General features: G+C 66.9%; 23 protein-coding genes. 17 read left to right on the forward strand and 6 right to left on the reverse strand.

Translation table 11 applies throughout. From position 1 onward, the window contains the following. Positions 1 to 66 precede the first annotated feature (66 nt). The 4 genes from G6N33_RS12040 to G6N33_RS12055 form a co-directional block, all read right to left on the reverse strand. Positions 67 to 708, reverse strand: a complete 642-nt coding sequence (locus G6N33_RS12040; RefSeq protein WP_081662124.1) for a DJ-1/PfpI family protein — start codon at positions 706 to 708, stop codon at positions 67 to 69. Beyond that, positions 705 to 2,369, reverse strand: coding sequence for a glycosyltransferase family 87 protein (locus G6N33_RS12045; protein WP_044509144.1), 1,665 nt, complete (start codon positions 2,367 to 2,369; stop codon positions 705 to 707). The genes G6N33_RS12040 and G6N33_RS12045 overlap by 4 nt, the downstream gene beginning before the upstream one ends. After that, a complete protein-coding gene (locus tag G6N33_RS12050; RefSeq protein ID WP_101528359.1) occupies positions 2,366 to 4,792 on the reverse strand; it encodes a transglycosylase domain-containing protein in 2,427 nt (808 codons plus the stop codon). Before G6N33_RS12050 ends, G6N33_RS12045 begins: the two co-directional genes overlap by 4 nt. Before the next feature lie 160 nt (positions 4,793 to 4,952). After that, positions 4,953 to 5,387, reverse strand: a complete 435-nt coding sequence (locus tag G6N33_RS12055) for a DUF5318 domain-containing protein (RefSeq protein ID WP_044509143.1) — start codon at positions 5,385 to 5,387, stop codon at positions 4,953 to 4,955. A 100-nt stretch (positions 5,388 to 5,487) separates the two neighbouring features. Between G6N33_RS12055 and G6N33_RS12060 the strand changes: the two genes are divergently transcribed. The 14 genes from G6N33_RS12060 to G6N33_RS12125 all read left to right on the forward strand — a co-directional run bounded on the left by G6N33_RS12060 (position 5,488) and on the right by G6N33_RS12125 (position 19,227). Continuing rightward, positions 5,488 to 6,360, forward strand: a complete 873-nt coding sequence (locus tag G6N33_RS12060; RefSeq protein WP_101528348.1) for a DUF1707 SHOCT-like domain-containing protein — start codon at positions 5,488 to 5,490, stop codon at positions 6,358 to 6,360. A 143-nt stretch (positions 6,361 to 6,503) separates the two neighbouring features. Next, positions 6,504 to 7,046: a PadR family transcriptional regulator gene (locus tag G6N33_RS12065; RefSeq protein ID WP_044509141.1), complete on the forward strand. Its 543-nt coding sequence runs from the start codon at positions 6,504 to 6,506 to the stop codon at positions 7,044 to 7,046. Between the two features lie 128 nt (positions 7,047 to 7,174). Continuing rightward, positions 7,175 to 8,272, forward strand: coding sequence for an inositol-3-phosphate synthase (locus tag G6N33_RS12070; RefSeq protein WP_044509140.1), 1,098 nt, complete (start codon positions 7,175 to 7,177; stop codon positions 8,270 to 8,272). 132 nt (positions 8,273 to 8,404) lie between these two features. Next, complete coding sequence (locus G6N33_RS12075) at positions 8,405 to 9,532, forward strand: LLM class flavin-dependent oxidoreductase (RefSeq protein ID WP_044509139.1); 1,128 nt, start codon at positions 8,405 to 8,407, stop codon at positions 9,530 to 9,532. Further along, positions 9,529 to 10,698 (forward strand): sulfotransferase family protein, encoded by a 1,170-nt coding sequence (locus G6N33_RS12080; protein ID WP_101528347.1) that lies wholly within the window; start codon positions 9,529 to 9,531, stop codon positions 10,696 to 10,698. Before G6N33_RS12075 ends, G6N33_RS12080 begins: the two co-directional genes overlap by 4 nt. A 4-nt stretch (positions 10,699 to 10,702) precedes the next feature. Beyond that, positions 10,703 to 11,503 carry a sugar phosphate isomerase/epimerase family protein gene (locus G6N33_RS12085; protein WP_044509138.1) on the forward strand — a complete coding sequence of 267 codons (801 nt, stop codon included), beginning with the start codon at positions 10,703 to 10,705 and terminating at the stop codon, positions 11,501 to 11,503. Positions 11,504 to 11,505: 2 nt separating this feature from the next. Continuing rightward, positions 11,506 to 12,714 carry a DUF1214 domain-containing protein gene (locus G6N33_RS12090; RefSeq protein WP_044509137.1) on the forward strand — a complete coding sequence of 403 codons (1,209 nt, stop codon included), beginning with the start codon at positions 11,506 to 11,508 and terminating at the stop codon, positions 12,712 to 12,714. A gap of 11 nt (positions 12,715 to 12,725) precedes the next feature. Continuing rightward, on the forward strand, positions 12,726 to 13,640 hold the full coding sequence (locus G6N33_RS12095; RefSeq protein WP_044512601.1) for an alpha/beta fold hydrolase: 915 nt from the start codon (positions 12,726 to 12,728) through the stop codon (positions 13,638 to 13,640). 27 nt (positions 13,641 to 13,667) lie between these two features. Then, on the forward strand, positions 13,668 to 14,483 hold the full coding sequence (locus G6N33_RS12100; RefSeq protein WP_044512599.1) for an LLM class F420-dependent oxidoreductase: 816 nt from the start codon (positions 13,668 to 13,670) through the stop codon (positions 14,481 to 14,483). Positions 14,484 to 14,595: 112 nt separating this feature from the next. Continuing rightward, the gene (locus G6N33_RS12105) at positions 14,596 to 15,336 is read left to right on the forward strand and encodes a GntR family transcriptional regulator (RefSeq protein WP_044509136.1); all 741 of its coding nucleotides are present in this window, start codon (positions 14,596 to 14,598) and stop codon (positions 15,334 to 15,336) included. Between the two features lie 51 nt (positions 15,337 to 15,387). After that, the gene (locus tag G6N33_RS12110) at positions 15,388 to 17,181 is read left to right on the forward strand and encodes an ABC transporter substrate-binding protein/permease (protein WP_044509135.1); all 1,794 of its coding nucleotides are present in this window, start codon (positions 15,388 to 15,390) and stop codon (positions 17,179 to 17,181) included. Then, on the forward strand, positions 17,178 to 17,918 hold the full coding sequence (locus G6N33_RS12115; RefSeq protein ID WP_044509134.1) for an amino acid ABC transporter ATP-binding protein: 741 nt from the start codon (positions 17,178 to 17,180) through the stop codon (positions 17,916 to 17,918). Before G6N33_RS12110 ends, G6N33_RS12115 begins: the two co-directional genes overlap by 4 nt. A 64-nt stretch (positions 17,919 to 17,982) precedes the next feature. Beyond that, positions 17,983 to 18,489: a MarR family winged helix-turn-helix transcriptional regulator gene (locus G6N33_RS12120; RefSeq protein WP_044509133.1), complete on the forward strand. Its 507-nt coding sequence runs from the start codon at positions 17,983 to 17,985 to the stop codon at positions 18,487 to 18,489. Between the two features lie 57 nt (positions 18,490 to 18,546). Further along, positions 18,547 to 19,227 (forward strand): SDR family oxidoreductase, encoded by a 681-nt coding sequence (locus G6N33_RS12125; RefSeq protein WP_044509132.1) that lies wholly within the window; start codon positions 18,547 to 18,549, stop codon positions 19,225 to 19,227. Here G6N33_RS12125 and leuS read toward each other — a convergent pair. Then, entirely contained in the window at positions 19,211 to 22,129 is a 2,919-nt protein-coding gene (leuS, locus tag G6N33_RS12130; protein ID WP_101528358.1) for a leucine--tRNA ligase, read from the reverse strand. The genes G6N33_RS12125 and leuS overlap by 17 nt on opposite strands. A gap of 187 nt (positions 22,130 to 22,316) precedes the next feature. Here leuS and G6N33_RS12135 point away from each other — a divergent pair, with 187 nt between their 5' ends. From G6N33_RS12135 to G6N33_RS12145, 3 genes are all read left to right on the forward strand, one after another. Further along, a complete protein-coding gene (locus G6N33_RS12135; RefSeq protein ID WP_101528346.1) occupies positions 22,317 to 23,486 on the forward strand; it encodes an LpqN/LpqT family lipoprotein in 1,170 nt (389 codons plus the stop codon). 78 nt (positions 23,487 to 23,564) lie between these two features. Next, a complete protein-coding gene (locus G6N33_RS12140) occupies positions 23,565 to 23,915 on the forward strand; it encodes a hypothetical protein (RefSeq protein WP_044509130.1) in 351 nt (116 codons plus the stop codon). A gap of 39 nt (positions 23,916 to 23,954) precedes the next feature. Continuing rightward, entirely contained in the window at positions 23,955 to 24,971 is a 1,017-nt protein-coding gene (locus G6N33_RS12145; protein ID WP_044509129.1) for a bile acid:sodium symporter family protein, read from the forward strand. Here G6N33_RS12145 and G6N33_RS12150 read toward each other — a convergent pair. Next, on the reverse strand, positions 24,958 to 25,563 hold the full coding sequence (locus G6N33_RS12150; RefSeq protein ID WP_044509128.1) for a YqgE/AlgH family protein: 606 nt from the start codon (positions 25,561 to 25,563) through the stop codon (positions 24,958 to 24,960). The genes G6N33_RS12145 and G6N33_RS12150 overlap by 14 nt on opposite strands. Positions 25,564 to 25,688: the final 125 nt, after the last annotated feature.

The raw sequence follows: 25,688 nt of genomic DNA on the forward strand, positions 1-25,688 counted from the left end.
TAGCTCCATTCGACCGTACGAGTTCGCGGCCACGCCGCTGGCGTGATCGCGGGGCGAGCGGTCGGGTCAGTGACGCTGGTGACGGTATTCCGCGGCCCTGGCCTTCGTGGCCTCGTCGGCCTTGGCGAGCGCACCAGAGTCGAACGGCGGCTGCGGGTCGTATTCAATGAGCAGCTGCGCGGCCTGCGCAGCCACCCGGTCGACCAGGAGCTCGGTGAGCCGCAGGGCCATGTCGATGCCGCTGGACACGCCCGCCGCCGTGATGATTCGTTCGGGCAGATGCTCGACGACCCGGTCCGGCACATACTGGGCGCCCAGCTCGTTGAGCAGATCCGCGGCCCCCCAATGCGTCGTAGCGGTGAGCCCGTCGAGCAATCCGGCGGCGGCCAGCAGCAGGGCGCCGGTACACACCGACGTGGTGAACCTAGTCGTCGGGTGCACCGCCTGCAGCCAGGCGCGGAGCGGTTCCTCGTGAATCAGCTTGCGGGTTCCGATGCCGCCGGGGACCACCAGCACATCGGGTGCGTCGATCTCATCGAAGGTGGCATCGCAGCAGACGCCCAACAGCCCGTTCTCGGTGCGCACCTCACCGCGAGTGAGTCCGACGAACTTCACGTCAATGGACGGAATGCGTTGCAACACCTCGTAAGGCCCGACGGCGTCGAGTGCGGTGAAGCGGGGAAACAGCGGGATGGCGACCAGCATCATGCCTGCCTTTGACCGGTCGTCGTCTCGGATTCACTCTCGGCGTCGACGGGAGTTTCGGGGACAGCCTCCCGCCGCGGCCGGGCCGGGCGCAACCAGTCCGGCAGCCAGCCCGGCGGGGCGTCGGGAGCGCGGTCGAACGGCCCGCCCGCCGGATCGTCCACCCGGCCGCCCCAACGCACCAAATCCTCAGCGGGCCGGTAGATCTGGCGAATCACCAAAGCGCACAGCGCCACGACCGCGAGATCGCGCAGCAACACCGTTGTGGTGAAGAACTGCTCCGGCAGCGAGCGGTTCGGGTTGCCGTACAGAAAATACATCCGCGGTACCCAGACCACCGCGTCGACCGTCATCCACGCCAGCAGCACCCGCCGATGCGGCAATGCCAACACCGCCAGCGGCACCAACCACAGCGAGAACTGCGGGCTCCACACCTTGTTGGTCAGCAAGAACGCGGCCACGACCAGAAACAGCAGCTGGGCCAGCCGCGGCCGCCGCGGCGCGGTGAGCGCTAGGTAAGCGATTGCCACACAACAGCTCAGGAACAACACCGCGACCACACCGTTGAGCACCGTCGGTGGCTCCCAGAATCCGAGCTTGGGGTCGAAGCCTCGCCAGCCGGTGAACGACTTCACCACGTTGTAGATGGAGTCCATGTCGTCGCCGCGGCGGGCGTTGAGCCGGAAAAACTCCGACCAGCCCCGCGGAAACAGCAGCAGCACAGGCAGGTTGACGGCGGCCCAAGTCAGCGCGGTGGCAACGGCCGTGCGCGCCAGCGTGCCCAGGCGCCCCGTTCGCAGACCCAACACCAGCATCGGACCCAAAAACAGCAGGGGATACAGCTTGGCCGCCGCGCCCAGTCCGATCAGCACTCCGGCCAGCACCGGCCTCCGCCGCGCCCAGGCCAGCAGGCCGGCCATTGCGAAACCCGTTGCCAGCGCATCGAAATTGGTGAAGATCTGAAAGATCAGCAGCGGCGAAGCGGCCACCAGCGCGGCATCCCAGATGCGCCGGCCGGACAACCCCGCCGTGGCCCACACCGTCGCCAGCCAAGCCAGCGCCAGCCCGAAGGCCGCGACGTCGAAGAAGACCACCACCTCGGCGACCACCGGAAGCGGCGCCATCTTGCTCAGCGCCGTGTAAGTCTTGGCCAGCGCCATCGACACGTACTGATAGACCCCGGTGAGGACGGGATATTCCATATAACGCACCGCGGGCTTGCCGTCGTAGCGGATCTGCGGCGTCCCGCTGCCATCGGTTTCGACCCAGCTGGACTTGTACGGAAACTTGCCCTGGTTCAACAGTTCCGCGCTATACAGGGGGACCGTGTCCGAGTAGCACAATTCGTAGTAGGCGCGCTGGTTGTCCCAGTTTGCGACGCGCTGGTCGCCCGGTCCCGTTCCGGTGCTCTGTAGGCAGGCCGCCTTCGTCGACCAGCCCAGGGCCATGAATACCAGCGCGATGATGAACATCACCCGCAGCGGGGTCAGTAGCCGGGCCCGGCCGATCAAGGCGTGCCGTCCCACTGGTCCGCCGATCACGTCGGCGAAGGCGGCGCCCAAAGTGTCGGTGCGGCTTGGGCAATCGCGGTTGTCGGCACTACGCAGATCTTGCGCCAGCGGCCGCGGTGAAATGGTGGCGCTCTCCCGCTGAGCGCCGGTCACGGGGGCGGTTGCCCGAACGGCGGAGCCGGCGGTGCCGGTGGCTGCGGCCCGAACGGACCCGAGGGCGCGCCCGGCGGCGGGGGCGGCGCCGCGGTGATCGTGGTCGGTGGTCCGATCGGGATGGTGATGCCCGGGGCCACCTCGATCGTGGGCTGGATGACGGTCTCCGCCGGCGGGGGCGGCGGCGGAGGTGGTGCAGGCACACCGGCGTAGCCGCCGATCTCGGTCGGCTTGGGGAAGCTCTCGTTGGACGTGCCCTTCAGGGCACCGTCCATGGTCGCCTTCCAGATGTCTGACGGCAGTCCCGAACCGTAAACCTCTGCGCCCGAAGCGGTTACCAGCGGAACGTTGTCTTGTACGGTTCCCAGCCAGACCGCCGTCGACAGTGACGGGGTATAGCCGACCATCCACGCGTCCTTGTTGGCCTGGGTGTCGCCCAGCTGCACCGTGCCGGTCTTGGCCGCCGATGGCCGGCCACCCGAGAGAGCATGGCCGCGCGAATAGGCCGCGATCGGCACCATGGCCGCCGTGGTGTTGTCGGCGACCGCCTTGTCGATGCGTTGCTCGGCGCCCTTATCGGAATCCCCGGCGTCGAAAAGCACCTGGCCGTCCGCGTTGACGACCTTTTGCACCAGGTGCGGCGGGTGGTACACCCCGGACGCGGCCAGCGTGGCGTACGCCGATGCCATGTCGATGGGCCGAGTTTGGTACTGGCCCAGCACGATTCCATTGTTGGGTGGACCGCCCTTGCCGTCCTCGGACAGTGTGTGCGCAACGCCGGGGAAGCTCTTGGCCACACCGGCCTGGTGTGCGGCATCGGCGACGGCCTGGGGTCCGTTCTTCAGCTTGAGCATCAGCCGGTAGTAGGCCGTGTTCAGCGACATCTTGAGCGCTTCGGCGATATTGCAGGTGCCGCAGTTTTCCCCGTCGACGTTGGTGATCTTGATGCCGTCAACCGTCAGCGGTGAGCTGTCGACCTGGTAGCCCAATCCGATGCCCTGCTGCAGCGCGGCCACCAACGCGAACACCTTGAACGACGACCCGGTCTGCAGCCCGGCCTGCGCGAAGTCGTAGCCGTTGGCGTCGGGGCCGCCGTAGTACGCGCGCACCGCGCCGGTGCGCGGGTCGATCGACACCACGGCCGAACGCATGTCGGGGTCCTGGCCGTCGAGGTACTTCGCGACCGCCTTCTCGGCGGCTTGCTGCGCCTTCGGGTCGATTGTGGTGGTGATCTGCAGGCCCTGCGTATTCAACGTCTGCTCGTCGATGTTGAACAGCTCCATCAGCTCTTTGGTGACCTGACGTTCGATCAGGCCGTTGGGGCCGGTGGTCTGGTTCTGCGCGCGGGCCAGATCGGGCGGCACGGTTTGGGGAAATGTCTGCACGGCACGGTCGTTCGCCGACAGGGCTTTGGTTTCCACCATGCCGTCGAGGACCCAGTTCCACCGCGCCTCCGCGCCCTTGGGATCCACCGCGGGGTCCAGAGAGGAGGGTCGGCGGATCAGCGCGGCCAATAGCGCGCCCTCGGAGACGGTCAGCTGATCGACGGGTTTGTCGAAGTACGCCTTCGACGCGGCCGAGATCCCGTAGGCGCCCCGACCGAAGTAGATGATGTTCAGGTAGGCCTGCAGCACGTCGTCTTTGGACCACTCCCCCGACATCTTGGTGGCGATCACCAGTTCCTTCGCCTTGCGCATCAGGCCGGCGAATCCGTGCTGCGCGGAACCGACCAGCGCGTTCTTGACGTATTGCTGGGTGATCGTCGAACCGCCTTGCAGGTCGCCATTGCCGAACAGGTTGTTCTCTACGGCCCGCGCGAAGCCGGTGAAGTCGAATCCCGGATTCGAGTAGAAGTTGCGATCTTCGGCCGCAATGACGGCCTGGCGCACGTGCACGGGCACTTGGCTGATGTTGACGTCGATCCGGTTACCCTCGGGCGGAACAATTTTCGCGATTTCCGAGCCGTCGCTGGCCAGTATGGTCGACACCTGGTTGGTGCGGATGTTGCCCGGTTTGGGAATGTCGACGATGAAATACGCCATCGTGAAGGTGACGATCGGCAACAACACCAACACCACCGCGGTGAGGTAGGCGGCCCGGCGCACCCAGCGCCAGTTGATCTGCTCGACCCAGCGCCAGTCCAGCCCCGAGCCGGGGCCGCGGCGGTGCGGCTGGTCCGGACCGCCCGCTGCGCCGGGACGCCGCGGTGGCGGCGGTCCTTGCGGGGGGCGCGGCGGTGGCGGGCCGCTCGGGCGCCGTGGTGCCGTCGCCGCGCGGCCGTCGAGTGCGGCCTTCACCTCGTCGAGGGCGGCACGCGAACCGGGCTTTGCCGGTGGACCGGCCAGCGCGGCCCGCACCTCGTCGAGGGGATCGGAACGCCGCGGCGACCGGTCGTCGACCACCGGCGGCAGGATCGTCGTCATCCGGTCGTCCGGCGCCACCCTGCGCCGGTGTCCGGCATCGCCGCGTTGACCCGGGCGATCGCTATCGTCCGGACGGTTGGGAGTGCCATGTTCGCCGATTCGCTCAGCCAGACCGTCAACCCCGCTCGGGTCATCGGGCGACTGATCGTGGCGCCCCTCGTTATTCAATGGCCGTGCGGGCGCCGTTGCGTGCCGTCCGCGAGGACCGGGTTCCCTTGGGCGAGGGTGCCGGACGCTCCGCGCCGAGCACGTACGACTTGACTAGGTGATTCCAGCTGCATGTCCGGCAAACCTCGACGACGTGGACCGAGAACTCGTCGAACTTGCTCGCCAACATGACCAACTCTTCTGCCGTGCGGGCCGAACCGGACACGGCACCGAGGTGATCGCCGAACACCCAGGAGACCAGCGTGAGCTGTTCCTTCCGGCAGATCGGGCACATCGTCTGGCTGGTTTTGCCATGAAACTTCGCGGCGCGCAGCAAATACGGGTTGGCGTCACAGACCTCGGACACACCCGTGCGGCCCGAGTACACCTCGGCCAGCAGTGAGCGCCGCCGAAGCGCATAGTCCACCACCTGTCGCTGCAGTCGCACGTTGACCAGAGTACGTCGCCGTCGGCACCGCCGATACGCAACCAATGCCGTCCGCGCCGCTGCGCCGCGCGAACACCCGGGGACTTCTACGATCATCCCCATGGCGAAATGGCTGGGCGCACCACTTGGCGGCGGTGTGACGACCGCGACCCGCGCCAAAGACACCGACCGACAAGAGACCTGCACGCTGCTCGACAACGCGCTGGCCGACGGCGAACTGTCCGGCGAGGAACACCGCGAGCGCATCCGCAGGGCCACCAACGCGGTGACGCTCGGAGATCTCAAACAGCTCCTGTCCGATCTGCAGGGCAACCACACACCGGCGCGGCTGCGCGCGAGCAAAGTCGTGCCCCGGGTCGGCGGACGCGGTATCGCGATCGCCGCGTTGGTGGTGTCGGTGCTCTTCGGCATGGGGCTGGGCTGGGGCCTGTATGGAAACACCAGCTCGCCGCTGGACTTCACCAGCGATCCGGGCGCCAAGCCCGACGGGATCGCGCCGGTGGTGCTGACCCCGCCCAAGCAGCTGCACTCGCTCGGCGGCCTCACCGGGCTGCTGGAACAGGCTCGGAAGAAATTCGGCGACACCATCGGCTACCGGCTGCTGGTCTACCCCACCTACGCCAGCTTCTATCGCCCGGACCCGACCGACGACCGCCGCGTGCTGGACTACGACTACCGCGGCGGCTGGGACGACCCGACGACCTCCGCCAAGTCGGATCCCAAGGCCGTCGCGGCCGACCTGAGCAAGTTCGACGTCAAAGCCGCGGTCGGCATCTTGCGCGGGGCTCCCGAGACGCTGGGCATCAAGACCTCGGACGTTAAATCCACGTATCTGATCGTTGAACCCGCCAAGGACCCGACCGCGCCGGGAGCTTTGACCCTGTCGGTGTACGTATCCAGCGATTACGGCAGCGGTTCCATCGATTTCGCTGGTGACGGCACTACCAAACGGGTGAGTTACCCCTCCAGCTGATCCGGGCTGCCCCGCCTTGCGGACGGGTTTTGCCGTGATTAACCGCACGCCAACATTCGGTAGTGTTGTGGCAAATATATCGACCCGATACGATGCTGCGAGGCGTCGGCCCGTCGTAACAGCCGTGCAGAGGAGGTGACTCGATGCTGGAACTCGCCATCCTTGGCCTGCTCATCGAGTCGCCGATGCACGGCTACGAGTTGCGCAAGCGGCTGACTGGCCTTCTCGGCGCGTTCCGTGCGTTTTCCTACGGTTCGCTCTATCCGGCGCTGCGGCGCATGCAGGCGGATGGGTTGATCGCCGAGAACGCCGCGCCGGCCGGTACCCCGGTCCGGCGTGCCCGCCGGGTCTACGAACTAACGGAGAAGGGTCGCCAGCGTTTCGCCGAGCTGGTGGCCGACACCGGCCCGCACAACTACACCGACGACGGTTTCGGGGTGCATCTGGCCTTCTTCAACCGGACTCCGGCAGAAGCGCGGATGCGCATTCTCGAGGGCCGCCGCCGGCAGGTCGAGGAGCGCCGGGAGGGCTTGCGTGAAGCCGTGGCGCGGGCCAGCAGCTCACTCGACCGCTATACCCGGCAGCTTCATCAGCTCGGGCTCGAGTCCAGCGAGCGCGAAGTGAAGTGGCTCAACGAGCTGATCGCCGCGGAACGGGCAGCACCCGGGCTCACCGAGCAGACATAACCCCGCCAGACCCAACCAGACCCCTCGCAGGACCAGCACGACCCCGCACCACCCGGTACGACCCCCAACAAATCCCAAGCCCAACAGCCACCCACCGGACATAGGTAATTAGGTAAGGAGAACGCCCTATGACTCAGCACAACGCTTCGCAGGCGTCGACCGAGGTACGAGTCGCCATTGTCGGCGTCGGTAACTGCGCGTCGTCGCTGGTTCAGGGCGTGCAGTACTACTACGACGCGGACGAGAACAGCACCGTGCCCGGCCTGATGCACGTGAAGTTCGGCCGCTACCACGTCCGCGACGTCAAGTTCGTCGCCGCGTTCGACGTCGACGCCAAGAAGGTCGGCTTCGACCTGTCCGAGGCCATCTTCGCGTCAGAGAACAACACGATCAAGATCGCCGACGTGCCGCCGACCAACGTGACGGTGCAGCGCGGCCCGACCCTCGACGGCATCGGCAAGTACTACGCCGACACCATCGAGGTGTCCGACGCCGACCCCGTCGATGTGGTCCAGGTGCTCAAGGACAACCAGGTCGACGTGCTGGTGTCCTACCTGCCGGTGGGCTCGGAGGAGGCCGACAAGTTCTACGCCCAATGCGCCATCGACGCGAACGTCGCGTTCGTCAACGCGCTGCCGGTGTTCATCGCCTCCGACCCGGTGTGGGCCAAGAAGTTCGCCGATGCCGGCGTCCCGATCGTCGGTGACGACATCAAGAGCCAGGTCGGCGCGACGATCACCCACCGCGTGATGGCCAAGCTGTTCGAGGACCGCGGCGTGCAGCTGGACCGCACCATGCAGCTCAACGTCGGCGGCAACATGGACTTCCTCAACATGCTGGAGCGGGAGCGGCTGGAGTCCAAGAAGATCTCCAAGACCCAGGCCGTCACCAGCAACGTGCAGCGCGAGTTCAAGACCAAGGACGTGCACATCGGCCCGTCCGACCACGTCGGCTGGCTCGACGACCGCAAGTGGGCCTACGTGCGGCTGGAGGGTCGCGCGTTCGGCGACGTGCCGCTGAACCTCGAGTACAAGCTCGAGGTGTGGGACTCGCCGAACTCGGCGGGCGTCATCATCGACGCCGTACGGGCGGCCAAGATCGCCAAGGACCGCGGCATCGGCGGCCCGGTGGTGCCGGCGTCGGCGTACCTGATGAAGAGCCCGCCGCAGCAGCTGCCCGACGACATCGCGCGCACCCAGCTCGAAGAGTTCATCATCTCGGGCTAACGACCTTCTCCACCGTCGAGTGTGGGCCCTAGGGACGAATTCGGGCGCGGTCCCGTACCTAGGGCGCACATTCGGCGCATCGTCTCGAAATCATCGACATAGCGCTGTGCGAGTGCTTAGCATCATCTCTCGATGCACGTTCAGCCCGCCGCGTTCCTGCGCACCACCCTGCCCCTGGATCTGTCGCGCCTCGGCGACCTCGACGGTGGGCGCTACCACTCGATCTGGCTGCCCGACCACATGGTCAGCTTTTGGCCCGACTCGATCTGGACACCCGAATTCACCGACCTCGCCACCGCGTCGCCGTCCCCGCATCGCCACCTCGACGGCCTGGCGGTGGCGGCGGCCGCCGCCGTCCTCACCGAGCGGGTGCCGTTGGTCAGTGCCGTGGTCGACACGGTGCGGCGCCATCCGGCCCTACTCGCCCAGACTGCGCTGACCATCGACCACCTCGCCAAGGGCCGATTCATCCTTGGCCTGGGCAGCGGCGAGAGCGAGAACACGCTGCCGTACGGCTTCGATTTCGCCCGCCCGGTCAGCCGATTCGAGGAGGCGCTGACGGTCATCCGGCTGCTCTGGGAAAGCGACGGGCCCGTCGACTTCGACGGGCAGTTCTACACACTGCGGCACGCGCGGCTGGACACCGAGCCGTATCAGGGTCGGCATCCACAGATCTGGATTGGGGCCAGCGGTCCGCGCATGCTCGACATCGCCGGCCGCCACGCCGACGGCTGGTGGCCCGCCGGTGCTTGGACACCGGAGCACTACGCCGAGATGCTCTCGGCGGTAAGGACTTCCGCCGAGCGCGCCGGGCGCGACCCGATGGCGATCACACCGGGCTTCATGCAGGTGTGCCTGATCGGCGCCGACGACGCCGCCCTGGCCGAGATCGTGCAGGCACCGCTGGTGACGGCGTTTCTGCTGCAGGTATCGGCAAAGACCCTGCGGGGCTTCGGGTTTGAGCATCCGATGGGTGAGAACTGGCGCGGGTTCCAAGACATCGACCCCGCGGTGCTCACCCGCGAGCGGATCCTGGCCTTCCTCGACGACGCGCAGCCCGAAATGCTGCTGGCCGTCGTCCCGCACGGCACCCCGGGCGAGGTGGCGAAGATCATCAAGACGTACGTTGACGCAGGGTTGCGAGTCCCGAAAATCCTCGACTACGGCGCCATGGCCGGGCTGGCCTACGCCGAATCGTCGGCCGCGAATGTCCGTGCCGCAGAAGACGAGTTGTTGCGGCTGTGCGGAGACGTGTCGTGACCGCCCGGCTGGACGCCGCCGAACTGCTGCGCGCCGCCGAGGCCGCAACCGGATTACACGACTACGGCGACCCCACATTGCCCGAACGATTCGCCGCCGCCGCCGACCACCTGAATGCCTTGGGCCTGGACGCCGACGGCGTCCGGGCCGCCGAGGGGGTGTGCCGGTGGTTACTGACGTCGCGGTTGGAGTTCATCGAGGACCGCAACCGTTACCCCATCGGCGACGAGACCATCGCGGCACCGATGTTCGTCACCGGCGAACCCCGTTCCGGCACAACGCTGATGCACGCGTTGATGGCCGTCGATCCGCATGCGCGGGCACTGCGCTTCTGGGAGGTGATGTATCCGTCGCCGCCGCCGGGTCTGGCCGCGGCCGACGATCCCCGCCGTGCCCACGCCGACGCGGACTGGCGCGAGATCAACGCGAAGCTGCCCAAGTGGCTGCACAGTCATCCGTACAACGACATGCTCGGCGACGGACTCCCCGAGGACGAACGCACCTGGGCGTTCGACTTCCGGGTCATGACGCCGACGGCATGGTGGCGGGTGCCGATGCAGTCACTGGTCGCCGGTCTGGCCACCGATCCGGCGGCCCAATACCGGCTGCACAAGGCGATGCTGCAGCAGCTGCAGTACCAGCGACCACGAAAGTACTGGGTGCTAAAGGGTTTTCACGGGTTCCGGCTCAAAGAGCTATTCGAAGAATACCCCGATGCGACCCTGGTCTGGCTGCACCGCGACCCGGTGCAGGTCGCGGCGTCGCGCACGATGATGATGGCCGACATCGCCGAGGGAATGGTCGGCGATGTCGACCTGCACGCCCTGGCGAAGATACATCTGGAACTGACCCGCGCCGGCGTCGCCAACACCATGAGCAATCCCATGGTGGACGACCCGCGCATCCTGCACGTCCGCTACACCGACTTCATCGCCGACCCGATCGCGACCGTGCGGCGCTACTACCGGTTCGCCGGCCGCCGGGTCACACCGGATGCCGAGGTCGCGATGCGTGATTACCTGGCCAACAATCGCGGCGACCGTTACGGCAAGTTCCGGTACTCCACCCAGTTGTTGGTCGACATCGGCGAGAGCCTCGACGCATTGCACACCGAGTTCCGGCCGTTCCGTGCGCGCTTCGGCGTCGAGATCGAGAATCGCGGCTGATCCGATGGCGGCTCATCAACGACTGTCCGTGCACAACGTCACCTTCTACGGCGCCACGCTCGCCGAGTTGGAACGCTATTGGGCGGATTTGGGCGTATCCCGGTTGAGCGTCCTGGATGATCAGCTGCTGGACCCGGCGTTGCCAAAGCTGGTGCAGCGCAATGACTACACAGTAGAGGCCGTATGCCATGTCTTTGCGCGGGGGCGGCTGACCACCGCGCCGCAGCCGGCGCGGGATGCGCTGCTGGCGGTGATCGACGCCGCGGCCGAGGTGGGTGCGCGGGTGGTCTACCTGTTGACCGGTGGCCGGGACACCCTGAGTTGGGCGCAGGCCGCGGACCGGTTCGCCACCGGGATCGCCCCGTGCGTGACGCATGCGCGGCAGGCCGGGGTGGCGCTGGCGCTGGAGAACGCCTCCGCCCTGTACGCCGACATCCACCTCGCGCACACGCTGCGCGATGCCGTCGTGTTGGCCGAACGCAGCGAGGTGGGCGTCTGCATCGACCTGTTTCATTGTTGGGCGGAAGGCGATTTCGACGCGATGGTGCAGCGTGCCCTGCCGCGCACCGAGCTGATCCAGCTCAGCGACTACGTCCTGGGTGATCGTGCCCTGCCGGGACGGGCCGTCCCGGGCGACGGCGCGATTCCGATCCAGACGTTTCTCGCCCAGGCTCTGGCCGGCGGGTACCCGCACGGATTCGACCTGGAACTCATCGGGCCGCGCATCGACCGCGAAGGCGGCCTCGAATCGGCCCGGCGTGCCTGCAGCACCATCGGAGCCATGTTGGACAGATTGGGTGCGTGACAATGGCTTTCGGCGACGGTGCACACGACGCGGCGCTGCGGGCGGCGTGGGCCGAATTCTGCACACGGTTGCAGCGGGCCGGCGATCAGGTGTTCAAGGACGCCAATGCCACCTCCGGAGCGCAGCGGGTGGACGCGTTCCGCTTCCTGACCCAAAACCTGGGCCAGTCATTCGACCTGGCGCTCGAGACCCGCGACACCCAATACCCCGCGCTGCACACCTTCTGCGGGCCCACCCGCAAGCTCGGCGGCGACTGCGCCGACTTCACCTACCAGCAGGCCTGGATCGACGGGCGTTGCAGCTACCGGCTGTCCGGCAACCGCGGAACCGCACGGTTTTTCAACATCACCGTGCAAGGAGCGCGGGTCCCCGGGCCCGGCGTTCTGCATGAACCGTTCGGCGACACCCCAGAGGCCAATCTGTTCGGCCACCAACTCAGCCTCGGCGACACTGGTGACGTCGAGATCTACCTCGGCGGCCCCGAGCGCGGCCCCAACTGGTTGCCCACCACCGACAAATCCCGAAAGTTGTTCATCCGTCAGGGCTTCGATGCGTGGGGCGAGCTACCGGCGCAACTACGCATCGAGCGGATCGACATGGCCACGCCCAAACCGCTGCCCACCCCCGAAACCATGGTCGACGCCATGGCCTGGGCCGGTGACTTCATCACCGGCCTGATGGCCGACTGGCCGGAGTTTCCGTTCACCTACGGCGGTGTGGATGCCGCACACCCGAACACCTTCCCGCGCGTCGGAGCGAGCGACGCGGACACCAAACGCGGCCGCGCCGCCGCCAACATGTATTGGGAGCTCGGCGACGACGAGGCGCTGATCGTCGAATTCGACGCCCACGACGGCCTGTGGATGCTGACCAACATGGGGGTGTTTTTCAACAGCATGGACTACCTCTACCGGCCGGTGAGCTATACGCCGAGCCGCACCAGGGTGGACGGCGATGGACGCATCCGTCTGGTCATGGCGCATCGTGATCCGAATGTCCACAACTGGCTGGACACTCAGGGCTTCACGCGGGGAAACCTGACCTACCGTCACATGCTGGACGGCGAGCCCGCCGTGCTGGACACCAAAGTCATCAAGCACGACGACATTCCGCACGCGCTGCCGCCGGATACCGCCAGCGTTACCGCCGATGAACGCAGCTCTGCCATGTGGGAGCGATTCCACGGCATTCGCCGTCGGTATGTCCTCTAGTGTCAAAGGCCGTGACCGAGATACCCGAAGACCACCTGGTCGGACTCTCCGAATTCTCGTTGCTGTCCGAAAACGCCGAGCAGGCCGGTGTCGCGGGTCCGCTGCCCGAGGTCACGCGCGTGGCAACCGAGACCGCGGCCGGCCGCGTCAGCGCGCTGCGCTGGGGCTCGGCGTCGCCGCGGGTGGTGTTCCTGCACGGTGGCGGGCAAAACGCGCACACCTGGGACACCGTCGTCGTCGGTCTTGGCCAACCGGCGCTGGCGGTCGACCTTCCCGGCCACGGACACTCCGGCTGGCGTGCCGACGGTGACTACTCGCCGCGGAACAACGCCGAGGCGGTGGCGCCGGCCCTGCGGGAGCTCGCGCCGGACGCCGACCTGGTCGTAGGCATGTCACTGGGCGGGCTGACCGGGATCCGGGTCGGCGCGATAGCCCCCGACCTGGTACGCGAACTCGTGCTCGTCGACGTCACCCCGTCGGCGCTGCACCGGTACGCCGAGCTGACCACCGAACAGCAGGGCACGGTCGCGCTGGTTCAGGGTGCGCGTGAATTTCCCAGCTTCCAGGCCATGCTCGACCTGACCGTCGCGGCCGCACCACACCGCGACGTCAAGGCACTGCGCCGCGGCGTGTTCCACAACTCGCGCCGGCTCGACAACGGCAACTGGGCCTGGCGTTACGACGCCATCCGCGTCGTCCCCGACTTCGGCGACCTGTGGAACGACGTCGATGCACTGACTACGCCCGTCACCCTGGTCCGTGGTGGCTCGTCGCCGTTTGTGACAGACCACGACGCCGCCGAACTCGCCACCCGCGCAAGGTATTTCCGGCAGACGCATGTCGTCGAGAACTCCGGGCACTCGGTCCAAAGCGACCAGCCCCGAGCGCTGATCGATCTGTTGCGCGGGATACTTGCTACCCACTGAAAGACCGCGGCTCCTACGGTGGAAGCCATGACCTCTGTCGATCGTCCCGTCCGCATCGGTGTGCAACTGCAGCCTCAGCACGCCCCGCAATACCGACATATCCGCGATGCCGTGCGCCGCTGCGAGGACCTAGGGGTCGACGTCGCCTTCACCTGGGATCACTTCTTCCCGCTCTACGGCGATCCCGACGGCGCCCATTTCGAATGCTGGACCCTGCTGGCCGCGTGGGCCGAGCAGACGTCGCGCATCGAATTCGGTGCCTTGGTGACGTGCAACTCCTACCGCAACCCGGAGTTGCTGGCCGACATGGCGCGCACCGTCGACCACATTTCCGACGGCCGGTTGATCCTGGGCATCGGATCGGGCTGGAAACAACGGGACTACGACGAATACGGCTACGAGTTCGGCACGGCGGGCAGCCGGCTCGACGATCTGGCGGCCGCGTTCCCACGGATCACGTCGCGGCTGGCCAAACTCAATCCGCCGCCCACCCGCGACATCCCGATCCTGATCGGCGGCAAGGGTCCCCGCAAGACCCTGCGGCTGGTCGCCGAATACGGCGACATCTGGCACGGCTTTACCACCATCGACACCTATCCGCAGGCGGCCGCCGTACTGGAAGAGCACTGTGCCGCCGTCGGGCGCGACCCGTCGACGATCGAAAGGTCGGCCGGTGTAGAGGACAACACCGGTGTGCGCCGCGGCGAAGGCCTCGACGGGCTGATCACCAATGCCGAGGGCTTGGTTGCGTTGGGAGTGACGTTGCTGACCGTCGGCGTCAACGGTCCCGATTACGACCTGAGCGCAGCCGAGGCATTATGCCGGTGGCGCGATACCCGGTGATGTGAGTTTGCCGGCAAATCATCGGCGAAACACCTCAACGAAGGCGAGCAGTCGTGAGAAACTTTCCTGCGCTGATCGCTGCAGCGGGGCCGAACCGACGTGAAAGAGGCGCATGCCGAAGAAATATGGGGTCAAAGAAAAGGACCAGGTGGTGCACCATGTCCTGAACATGGTGCTGACCGGCAAGCTGCGCAGCGGTGACCGGGTCGACCGCAATGAGATCGCCGCCGGGTTGGGCGTCAGTCGTGTCCCGATCCAAGAGGCCCTGGTCCAACTCGAGCACGACGGCGTCGTGTCGACCCGTTACCACCGGGGCGCATTCGTCGAGCGGTTCGACGAGGCCACCGTCCTCGAGCATCACGAACTCGACGGCATGTTGAACGGCATCGCCTCGGCCCGTGCCGCGACCAGTCCGACGCCGCGGATCCTCGGCCAGCTCGATGCCCTGATGCGCGCGATGCGCGCCGCCAAAGACGCCCGTGCGTTTGCGGAGCTCACCACCGAGTACCGGCACACCGTCAATGACGAGTACGCCGGACCACGGCTGCGCGCCACGATTCGCGCCTCGCAGAACCTCATCCCACGCGCGTTCTGGATGACGTATCAGAACAATCGCGACGACATGCTGCCGTACTACGAGGAGGAAACCGCGGCGATCCACCGTCACGATCCCGACGCCGCGCGGTCGGCGTGCGTCGGGCGCTCCTACCTGATGGCGCAGACGATGCTGGCCGAACTCTTCCGACGCAGGGTTTTCGCCGCGCCGGACGACCCCCGCCCGGTTGCTGCGCCCCCGCTGCACGTACTCGCGGCATCCGACGCCGTCTGCCCCGAACCGTCGTTGGCACTCTGAAACCGGCGCTCGCCGCGCCGAGTCACCGCGCGATCGTTACGGTTGCGGGTGATGATTCCGTGCGAAAGCCGGCGCGCAAAGCTGTTCGGCCTGGCCGCGACAATCCTGATCGTCTGCGGCTTGGTGATGGCCGGGCCCGCGCTCGCCGACAGAAACCAATGCGCACCAGGCGGAGCCAACAGCGCCGCCGCCCTGCCAAAGGGTTTGGCCACCCTCAACGACCTCGGTCGGGACGACGATCACACGACCCCCACCACCGCCCCGCTCAGTTCGGTCAACGTCGACGCGTTGGGCTTGGGCACCCCGGGGGTGCTCAACGTCGGCACCCTTTCGGATGCGCCACCGTCCACCTGCGTCGACGCCACCGGCACCTACAGCGGCTTCGATAATCAGTTGCTGCGCGCGATGGCCAAAAAGCTGGGTCTACAAGTTCGTTTTGCCAGCACCGACTTTTCCGCGCTGCTGGCCGAGGTGGCCTCGCACCGCTTCGACATCGGTTCGGCGTCGGTAAAAGCTACCGCCGCCCGGCGTCATACCGTCGGGTTCACCAACGGCTACGACTTCGGCTACTACGCGCTCATCGTGCCGCCGGGGTCGCCGATCGATGACTTCGACGATCTGACGGCCGGGCAACGGATCGGCGTCGTGCAGGGCACCGTCGAGGAGGCCTACGTCGTCGAGACCCTGCACCTGCAGCCGGTGAAATATCCCGGGTTCGCCACCGTGTACGCCAGCCTCAAGACTCACCAGATCGACGCCTGGGTGGCCCCGGCCGCGCTGGCCGCCAACCTGATGCGGCCGGGCGACGCGGCGGTGGTGGTCGCGAACGCGTTCACGCCCGGAGACTTCGTCGCGTATGCGGTCGCCAATGACAACCCCGCGCTGATCGCCGCATTGAACTCCGCGCTGGACGCGGTGATCGCCGACGGCACCTGGTCACAGCTGTACTCCCAATGGGTGCCACGCCAGCTGCCGCCCGGCTGGAAACCCGGGTCAAAGGCTGCTCCCACTCCGCACTTACCCGACTTCGCCGCGATAGCGGCGAGTAACCATCGCGAGGTGGTTGGCCCGGCCGCGCCCAAATCCGCACTCGCGCAACTGCGTTCCCAATTCCTGGATTGGGACCTCTACAAGCAAGCCATCCCGGCGTTGCTGACGACTGGTCTGCCCAATACCTTGACCTTGACCGTCAGCGCCAGCGTCATCGGGCTGGTCTTCGGCATGGTGCTGGCGATGGCCGGGTTGTCGCATTCGCGCTGGATGCGGTGGCCCGCGCGGGTCTATACCGACATCTTCCGTGGGCTGCCCGAAGTGGTGATCATCCTGATCATCGGGATGGGCGTCGGCCCATTGGTGGGCGGGTTGACCGACAACAATCCCTACCCGTTGGGCATCGCCGCGCTGGGGTTGATGGCGGCCGCCTACATCGGCGAAATTCTGCGATCGGGTATCCAGAGTATCGACGCCGGCCAGCTGGAAGCGTCTCGCGCGTTGGGATTCAGCTACCCGGCCGCGATGCGTTTGGTGGTGGTGCCGCAAGGCGTCCGCCGGGTGCTGCCGGCGCTGGTGAATCAGTTCATTGCACTGCTGAAAGGTTCCGCGCTGGTGTACTTCCTGGGTCTGGTTGCCCGGCAGCGGGAGCTGTTCCAAGTGGGCCGCGACCTCAACGCGCAGACCGGCAATCTTTCACCGTTGGTGGCGGCGGGTCTGTGCTACCTGTTGCTGACAATTCCGTTGACGCATTTGGTGAACTACATTGACACCCGGCTGCGCCGCGGCACTCCCGCCAAGGAGGCCGAGGATCCCACGGTGGTCACCTCCACAGTCGGGCAGGGCATGACATGACCGTCGCGCGGACATCGGTTTCATTGGAGGCCAAGGACGTTCACAAGAAACTCGGCAGCGCACAGGTATTGCGCGGGGTGAGTTTCGAGGCACCCGCGGGGACCACAGTGGCCGTCATCGGACCGTCCGGTTCCGGGAAGTCGACATTGCTGCGGGCGCTGAATCGTCTGCACGAACCCGACAGTGGCGACATCCTGCTCGACGGGAGGTCCGTGCTGCGTGACGATCCCGACAAGCTGCGGCAGCGCATCGGGATGGTCTTTCAGAACTATTACCTGTTCCCTCATCTGAGCATCCTGAAAAACGTTGCGCTGGCGCCACGGAAATTGCGCGGATTGTCCGCCGACGCCGCCCGTGATGTCGCGCTGACGCAGCTGGACCGAGTTGGCCTGAAGCACAAGGCCAGTGCCCGCCCCAGTATGTTGTCCGGCGGGCAACAACAACGCGTAGCGATCGCCCGTGCGCTGGCCATGGCGCCTCAGGTGATGTTCTTCGACGAAGCGACTTCGGCCCTGGACCCCGAAATGGTCAAGGGGGCGTTGCAACTCATCGCCGATCTCGGCGCCGCCGGCATGACGATGATCGTGGTGACCCACGAGATGGGTTTCGCCCGGTCGGCCTCCGACACCGTGGTGTTCATGGATCACGGCAAAGTCGTGGAATCCGGGCCGCCAGAGCGAATCTTCGAGGCGGCGGAGACCGAGCGGCTGCAGCGATTCCTTTCGCAAGTGCTTTGACGAGCTAAAAATAGTTGTCGTAGCTATCTCGTACCCTGCCCATATCGGGTTAGACTGCCGACTTATGGCGGACAGCGAAGCCACCACTGCCGAAGTGACGGAGCTTGCGGAGGGATTGCACCGCGCGCTGTCCAAACTGTTTTCGATACTGCGCCGCGGCGACCCCAGCGGTGTCGTGGCGGGCGAATTGACTTTGGCGCAGCTGTCGATCCTCATCACCCTGCTCGATCAGGGTCCCATCCGGATGACAGACCTGGCGGCCCACGAGCGGGTGCGCACCCCCACCACGACCGTGGCGATCCGCCGGCTGGAGAAAATCGGTTTGGTGAAACGTTCTCGGGACCCGTCCGACCTACGTGCGGTGTTGGTCGACATCACCCCGCGGGGCCGGGCGGTGCACGCCGAGTCGCTGGCCAACCGGCACGCCGCACTGGCCGCCATGCTCAGCCAACTCACCGAGGAGGAGCTGAACACGCTGACCGCGGCGCTGGCACCGCTGGAGCGGTTGGCCTCCGGCGAACCGACGTCGGGTCCCGCGGGAGGGGAATCCCCCGCGCGCAAGCGCGCGTGAAAGTACCTGCTCCACAGTAGTTTTCAGGGACATTGGCGCTGCCCGTAAACTGGCCGCATGCCAACTGCACTCATCACCGGAGCCGGCGGCGGCATCGGTTCTGCGATCGCCACGGCGCTGGCGCCTACCCACACGCTGCTGCTGGCCGGTCGACCCTCCGAACGGCTCGACGCCGTCGCGCAGCGACTCGGCGCCACCACCTTCCCCCTGGATCTGACCGATGTCGCCGAGATCGAGTCGGCGTGTGAGGTGGTCGACGAACTCGACGTCCTGGTGCACAATGCGGGACTTTCCATCCCGGCCCGGGTCGCGGAGTCGGACATTGGCCAGTGGCGAGCTACCTTCGAGGTGAATGTCTTTGGGGCGGTGGCACTTACGCTGCAGTTGCTGTCGGCCCTGCGGAGCGCCCGCGGCCAGGTGGTTTTCATCAACTCCGGGGCGGGGCGGGCGGCGCTGTCGGGGATGGCGTCCTACTCAGCCAGCAAGTTCGCGCTGCGCGCGTTCGCCGATGCGCTGCGCGCCGACGAGCCGGACCTGCGGGTCACCACGATCTTCCCGGGTCGCACCGACACCGGCATGCAGCGCGACCTCATCGCGTACGAGGGCCGCGAGTACGACGCGGCCGCATTCCTGCGACCCGAAACCGTCGCCGCCGCAGTCGCGCACGCGGTGGCTACACCACGCGACGGGCACCTACACGAGGTTGTGCTACGCCAAGCGGCTAGACCACCAGGTTGACCAGCCGGCCGGCAACCACGATGACCTTGCGCGGTGTGGCGCCGGCCAAAAACGCCTGCACCTTTTCGTCGGCCAACGCCGCGGCTTTCAGGCTTTCCTCGTCGGCGTCGGCCGCCACCACCACGCGTCCGCGTACCTTGCCGTTGACCTGCACCGGGTACTCCACCGTGTCCTCGACGAGGTAGCTCGGATCTGCCTGCGGGAACGGTCCGTGCGCCAGCGAGGTGGCATGTCCCAGCCGGGCCCACAGCTCCTCGGCGAGGTGCGGCGCCAGCGGGCCCAGCATCAGCACCAGCGGTTCGACCGCCGCACGGGGCACCGCGTCGCGATGCGCTTTGGTCAGGTGGTTGGTGTACTCGATCAGTTTTGCCGTCGCGGTGTTATTCCGAAGGGCCGCGTAGTCTTCCGTGACTCCGGCGATGGTGCGGTGCAGGACGCGCAGGGTATCGGTGTCGAGCGGCCCATGTGTGTCGACGACCCGGCTGTCGCCGGTGCTCTCGTCGATCACGAGCCGCCAGACGCGCTGCAGGAAGCGGTACGCGCCGACGACATCCTTGGTGGCCCAGGGGCGCGACGCCTCCAGCGGGCCCATGGACATCTCGTACACGCGCAGCGTGTCGGCGCCGTAGTCGTCACAGATCTCGTCGGGGGAGATCGAGTTCTTCAGGCTCTTACCGATTTTGCCGAATTCCTGGAAGACCTCGACCTCGCCGTCGGGTCCCGGGTAGACGAAGCCGCCGTCACGCTCGATCACCTCGGCGGCGGGAACGTAGGAGCCGCGGGCGTCGGTGTACGCGTACGCCTGGATGTAGCCTTGGTTGACCAAACGGCGGAACGGTTCGCGGGAACTGACGTGACCCAAGTCGTAGAGAACCTTGTGCCAGAACCGCGCGTAGAGCAGGTGCAGCACCGCGTGTTCGGCGCCGCCGACGTACAGATCGACACCCCCGGGGTCTTGTGGGCCGTGCTCGGCCGGTCGCGGGCCCATCCAGTAGGCCTCGTTTTCCTTGGCGCAGAAGCGTTCCGAGTTGTGCGGATCGGTGTAGCGCAGCTCGTACCAGGAGCTGGCGGCCCACTGCGGCATCACGTTGGTGTCGCGGCTGTAGGGTTGCAGGCCGTCGCCCAGATCCAGCTCCACGTGCACCCACTCGGTCGCCTTCGCCAGCGGCGGTGACGGCTCACTGTCGGCGTCGTCCGGGTCGAACAACACCGGCGAATAGTCGGCCACGTCGGGCAACTCGACCGGCAACGCCGACTCGTCCAACGCATGTGGGCGTCCGTCGCTGTCGTAGACGATGGGAAACGGCTCGCCCCAATAGCGCTGTCGCGCGAAAAGCCAGTCCCGCAACCGGTATTCGATGCGGGCCCAGCCACGGCCCTCGGACTCCAGGCGTGCGGTGATGGTTTGTTTGGCCGTCGCCACGTCGAGGCCGTCGAGGTAGCCGGAGTTCACCAGCACACCGTCACCGGCGTAGGCAGCTTCGGAAATATCGCCGCCGGCAATCACTTCCACGATCGGCAAGTGCAGCGCGGTGGCGAAGTCCCAGTCCCGCTGGTCGTGACCGGGCACCGCCATGATGGCCCCGGTGCCATACCCCACCAGCACGTAGTCGGCGATGAAAATCGGTACTGGTTTGCCGTTGGCCGGGTTGGTGGCGTAGCTGCCGAGGAAGACGCCGGTCTTCTCCTTGTTCTCCTGACGGTCGAGATCGGACTTCGCCGCGATCGCGCGCCGGTAAGCCGCGACCGCCTCAACCGGCGTGGCGGCACCGTACGTCCAGAGCGGGTCGGCGCCGTCCGGCCACGCCTCGGCGACCAATTCGTCGACCAAGTCATGCTCGGGCGCCAGCACCAGATAGCTGGCGCCAAACAGGGTGTCCGGGCGCGTGGTGAACACCTCGATGTCGACGGCGGAGCCGGCGCGTTCGCCACTCGACAGGGTCGCCGAGAACAGCGCGGCGGCACCGGTGGAGCGACCGATCCAGTTGCGCTGCATGGTCTTGATCTTCTCGGGCCAGTCCAGCACCTCGAGGTCGTCGAGCAGTCGGTCGGCATAGGCAGTGATGCGCATCATCCACTGCCGCAACCGTTTCCGGAATACCGGGAAGTTGCCGCGGTCACTGCGGCCGTCGGAGGTGACCTCTTCGTTGGCCAGCACCGTGCCCAGCCCGGGACACCAGTTGACCATCGAGTCGGCCCGGTAGACCAGCCGGTGGTTATCGATGACGTCGGCCCGCTCCCCCGCCGTCAGCTCTTTCCACGATCGCCCGTCATCCAGAGCCCGTGCGCCGGAATCGAATTCCCTGATCAACTCCGAGATCGGGCGCGCCTTATTGGCCGCGGTGTCGAACCACGCGTTGTAGATCTGTAGGAAAATCCACTGCGTCCACTTGTAGAAGTCGACGTCGGTGGTCGAGAAGCTGCGTCGGCTGTCATGTCCCAAACCCAGCCGGCCCAGCTGTCGTCGAAAATTGACGATGTTGGCTTCGGTGCGAGTGCGCGGATGGGTGCCGGTCTGGACGGCGTACTGCTCAGCTGGCAAACCGAACGAGTCGAACCCCAGCGCGTGCAACACGTTACGGCCACGCATCCGGTAATAGCGGGCGTAGACGTCGGTGGCGATGTAACCCAGCGGATGTCCAACGTGCAGCCCGTCGCCCGACGGATACGGGAACATGTCCTGAACGAACAGTTTGTCGTCGGGGATCGGGGAACCGTCGGTCGGGGCCAGCGAGCCGACGGGGTTAGGCACGTTGAAGGTGCCCAGTCGCGCCCAGTTGTCCTGCCAGCTTTGCTCAATACGGCCGGCCAGCGCCGCGGTGTAACGGAATGGCGGCGCGTCAGTCTCCGTCGGAGCACCCGCGGGGCCGCTCCTAGACGAGTCGGTCGGCGATTGAGTCACGTGCACAGCGTATAAGGGCAGGCTCGGCCGCCCCGCCGGCCACAGGTTGATAAAGGTTGCATTGCGTGCCGGTCAGAGCTTCATCCCAGCTCTATTTCGGCCCTGTCCAGGGCCTTTGACCTCTGGTTACAGTCGGCCTCTAGACGACGGATGCTGGTTGCCCAGCCATTCGGAAGGACCGACAGAGATGACTCAGATCGCCGCCCCATGGCGCGTTATCGCAGGCGGGTTCGCCGCCGGTGTGGTCGGGTTCGCCCTATTCGCGGGTGGTACGGCTTCGGCCGATCCTGTGGCCCCCGTACCGCCGGGCCCCATCGTCCCGGTGCCGGCGAATCAGTACATCCCGGCCGCCCCCGGCGCCGCCAGCAGCAACCGGTTCTTCCCCACCCCGCCGTCGGCGAATCCGTTCGCGCCGCCGAGCCTGGCCTCCGCGCCGGCCACACCCAACACCGCGCCCGCGGTCACACCCAACGCCGCCCCAGCCGCGGCGCCCAACGCCGCCGCGGTCGCACCGGTGCAGACCGTGACGCCCGCCTCCTCGGGGACCTTGCGCGACTACTTCCAGTCCAAGGGGGTCAAGCTCGAGCCGCAGAAGCCGCAGGGGTTCAAGGCGCTCGACATCACGCTGCCGGTGCCGCCGCGGTGGACGACGGTGCCCGATCCCAACGTGCCCGACGCCTTCGCGGTGATCGCCGACCGGCAGGGCAACAGCGTGTACAGCTCGAACGCGCAGGTGGTGGTGTACAAGCTGGTCGGCACCTTCGATCCCCGGGAAGCGATTTCGCACGGCTACGTCGATAGCCAGAAGCTGCTGGCCTGGCAGTCCACCAACGCCTCGATGGCCGACTTCGACGGATTCCCGTCGTCGGTGATCGAGGGCACCTACCGCGAAGGCGACATGACGCTGAACACCTCGCGGCGGCACATCATCGCGAAATCAGGCAACGAGAACTACCTGGTGTCACTGTCGGTGACGACCGACCGCGCGGTGGCGGTTGGTGACGCCCCGGCCACCGACGCCATCATCAACGGGTTCCACGTGACCGCGCCCGGAGCCGCCGCCCCGGCACCGGCGGCCCCGGTTACCCAGCCACCCGCCCCGGTCGGGCAGACAGCAGCGGCCACCCCTGTCGCGCAGACACCCGCGACCGCCGCGCCTGCGCCGGCGACCGCTCCAGTCTCGGCGCCGGCTCCGGTGGCTCCGGCGCAGGTGCCCGCTGCTCCCGTCGGGGCACCCGCCCGACTTCCCGCACCGGCGGCGATACCCAACCAGGCCCCGCAGCCAATGCCCAATCTGCTGTCCCTGGTGCCCGGCCTGCCGCCGCTACCGAACTTCAGTAATCTCGGCGCCCGCTGATTCGGGCCTGATTCCAGGCGCCACAGACGCTGTGGAGCCCGGCGCGCGAACCGACGGTCGGGATCGTATTGTGAGGCCATGTTGATCGCTGGGGTGGTGTGCGTGTGTGCGGCGGTGGTCTCGGCGGGGTTCGGGGCATGGTCGTTGTCTCACAACCACTCCGCTCAAGCGGACGCCGCGCAACTGGCGCTGCGGGCGATGGCCCCGACGCAACTGGCCGTGGCGGTAATGCTGGCCGCCGGTGGTGTGGTGGCGCTGGCCGCATCTGCGCACACCGCGTTGGTGGTGCTGATCGTCTGCGTCACCGGGGCGCTGGGCACCTTGGCCGCCGGATCCTGGCAGAGCGCTCGGTTCGCCCTGCGCCGGGAAGCCGCCTCGCCGCCGAGCTGTGCCGGCGCGTGCGGCGGCTGCGCGCAGTCCTGCCGCTAGCCGCGGCCCGCCGACCCGCCGACGTGCGGTAACCCACTGATGCGCGCTCGACTATCACCGCTACTGGCTCCGCTGCTGGATCCCCTGCTGATCGGTCTCGCGATAACCGTGGTGCTCGCCGCCCTCCTGCCCGCCCGGGGTGCCGCCGGGCATGCGGCATCGATCGCTGCCGAGGTCGCGATCGCGCTGTTGTTCTTTCTCTACGGGCTCCGGCTGTCCCCGCAGCAGGCCTGGCACGGCGTCCGGCAATGGCGACTGCACCTGCTGGTGCTGGCCGCCACGTTCGTGCTGTTTCCGCTGCTGGGGCTGGCCGCGCGGGCACTGGTGCCGTCCGTCCTGACCCTTGACCTGTACCGGGGCGTGCTGTTTCTCTGCCTGGTTCCGTCGACCCTGCAGTCGTCGGTCGCGTTCACGTCGATTGCGCGCGGGCACGTGTCGGCCGCCATCGTCAGCGCGTCGTTGTCGAACCTGCTCGGCATTGTCTTGACACCGTTGCTGGTGGTGCTGCTGATGAATACCGGCGGCGCAATCCGGGTGGACGGCGGCGCGCTCCGCGACATCGTGGTCCAGCTGCTGCTGCCGTTCGGCGCCGGCCAACTCGCGCGACCATGGATCGCGGAGCTGCTCATCCGCTACGGCGCGGTGGTCAAAGTCGTCGACCGAGCATCGATTCTGCTCGTGGTGTACGCGGCGTTCTCGATGGGCGTGGTGGAGGGTCTGTGGAGCAGCGTCGATCCGTGGCGGCTGGTGTTGGTCTTCCTCGTCACGCTGATGCTGCTGGCGGTGGTGTTGGCCGCCACCGCGGCGATCGGCCGGCTGACCCGCCTCGACCGTGGCGATGCGGTCGTGCTGCTGTTCTGCGGATCGAAGAAGAGCCTGGCCTCCGGGCTGCCGATCGCGCTGGTGTTTTTCCCGGCTGCGACCGTCGGCCTGACCATGTTGCCGCTGATGATCTATCACCAGGTGCAACTCGTGGTGTGCGCGGTGATCGCAAGCAGGCTGGGCCGCAAGGCCGATGAGCAGTCGGCGGTGGGGGAGGAGGTTAATTCCGGCTGACGTCGATCGGGTGGGTCGCCAGTAGCGACAACGGTAGCGGCTGCCGACGCAGCACCTGCCCCCACAAATCCTCTTTGGTTCCGACAAGGACGTCAGATGGCAACGCCGACAACACAATCCAGTCGTCGCGTTCGATCTCGCCCTCGAGCTGCCCGATGGTCCAGCCCGAATACCCCGCGTAAATTCGCACACCCTCGACCAACGGTGCGATCACGTCCGGGTCGGCATCGAGATCGACCATCACGATCCGGCCGGCCACGTGCCGCAGCCCCGGCACCCCCTGCGGGTCAGCGCCGATCCGCAACGCCGCCAGACACAGCGCCGCGTCGCGCTTCACCGGCCCGCCGATGAACATCGTCTTGGGCTTGGCGGCCAGCTTCGCCCACTGCGGTAAGACGTTGTAGACCGCGGTCTCGCTGGAGCGGTTGAGCACTACACCCAGGGTGCCGCCGTCGTTGTGCTCGACGATGTAGATGACGCTGCGCCGGAACGTCGGTTCGAGCAGATCGGTGTTGGCAAGCAGCAACGTACCCGCACGCACCCGCTGGGCAGCGGGTGCGATGAAGTCTTCGGGATCTTCCGGCTGAGCCATCCGTCCATCATCGCACTCCCGTAGCATCGTTCGGCACAAACAACCGCACCCTTAAAGATTTGTACTGTTAATGCAGCGACGTCGAGTGCGACGATCCTTGCCCCAGCCCCCTCGTGGAAGTCGGT

Source organism: Mycobacterium simiae (genome assembly GCF_010727605.1).
GTDB classification, from domain to species: Bacteria; Actinomycetota; Actinomycetes; order Mycobacteriales; family Mycobacteriaceae; genus Mycobacterium; species Mycobacterium simiae.

What these genes read in the sequence shown, in the direction of transcription:
- G6N33_RS12065 (WP_044509141.1), top strand. Translation starts at nt 6,504, where the DNA reads ATGCTGGAACTCGCCATCCTTGGCCTGCTCATCGAGTCGCCGATGCAC.
- G6N33_RS12140 (WP_044509130.1), top strand. Translation starts at nt 23,565, where the DNA reads ATGTTGATCGCTGGGGTGGTGTGCGTGTGTGCGGCGGTGGTCTCGGCG.
- G6N33_RS12085 (WP_044509138.1), top strand. Translation starts at nt 10,703, where the DNA reads ATGGCGGCTCATCAACGACTGTCCGTGCACAACGTCACCTTCTACGGC.
- G6N33_RS12040 (WP_081662124.1), bottom strand. Translation starts at nt 708, where the DNA reads ATGATGCTGGTCGCCATCCCGCTGTTTCCCCGCTTCACCGCACTCGAC.
- G6N33_RS12135 (WP_101528346.1), top strand. Translation starts at nt 22,317, where the DNA reads ATGACTCAGATCGCCGCCCCATGGCGCGTTATCGCAGGCGGGTTCGCC.
- G6N33_RS12100 (WP_044512599.1), top strand. Translation starts at nt 13,668, where the DNA reads ATGACCTCTGTCGATCGTCCCGTCCGCATCGGTGTGCAACTGCAGCCT.
- G6N33_RS12125 (WP_044509132.1), top strand. Translation starts at nt 18,547, where the DNA reads ATGCCAACTGCACTCATCACCGGAGCCGGCGGCGGCATCGGTTCTGCG.
- G6N33_RS12110 (WP_044509135.1), top strand. Translation starts at nt 15,388, where the DNA reads ATGATTCCGTGCGAAAGCCGGCGCGCAAAGCTGTTCGGCCTGGCCGCG.
- G6N33_RS12060 (WP_101528348.1), top strand. Translation starts at nt 5,488, where the DNA reads ATGGCGAAATGGCTGGGCGCACCACTTGGCGGCGGTGTGACGACCGCG.
- G6N33_RS12150 (WP_044509128.1), bottom strand. Translation starts at nt 25,563, where the DNA reads ATGGCTCAGCCGGAAGATCCCGAAGACTTCATCGCACCCGCTGCCCAG.
- G6N33_RS12120 (WP_044509133.1), top strand. Translation starts at nt 17,983, where the DNA reads ATGGCGGACAGCGAAGCCACCACTGCCGAAGTGACGGAGCTTGCGGAG.
- G6N33_RS12115 (WP_044509134.1), top strand. Translation starts at nt 17,178, where the DNA reads ATGACCGTCGCGCGGACATCGGTTTCATTGGAGGCCAAGGACGTTCAC.
- G6N33_RS12090 (WP_044509137.1), top strand. Translation starts at nt 11,506, where the DNA reads ATGGCTTTCGGCGACGGTGCACACGACGCGGCGCTGCGGGCGGCGTGG.
- G6N33_RS12075 (WP_044509139.1), top strand. Translation starts at nt 8,405, where the DNA reads ATGCACGTTCAGCCCGCCGCGTTCCTGCGCACCACCCTGCCCCTGGAT.
- G6N33_RS12145 (WP_044509129.1), top strand. Translation starts at nt 23,955, where the DNA reads ATGCGCGCTCGACTATCACCGCTACTGGCTCCGCTGCTGGATCCCCTG.
- G6N33_RS12050 (WP_101528359.1), bottom strand. Translation starts at nt 4,792, where the DNA reads ATGACGACGATCCTGCCGCCGGTGGTCGACGACCGGTCGCCGCGGCGT.
- G6N33_RS12070 (WP_044509140.1), top strand. Translation starts at nt 7,175, where the DNA reads ATGACTCAGCACAACGCTTCGCAGGCGTCGACCGAGGTACGAGTCGCC.
- G6N33_RS12105 (WP_044509136.1), top strand. Translation starts at nt 14,596, where the DNA reads ATGCCGAAGAAATATGGGGTCAAAGAAAAGGACCAGGTGGTGCACCAT.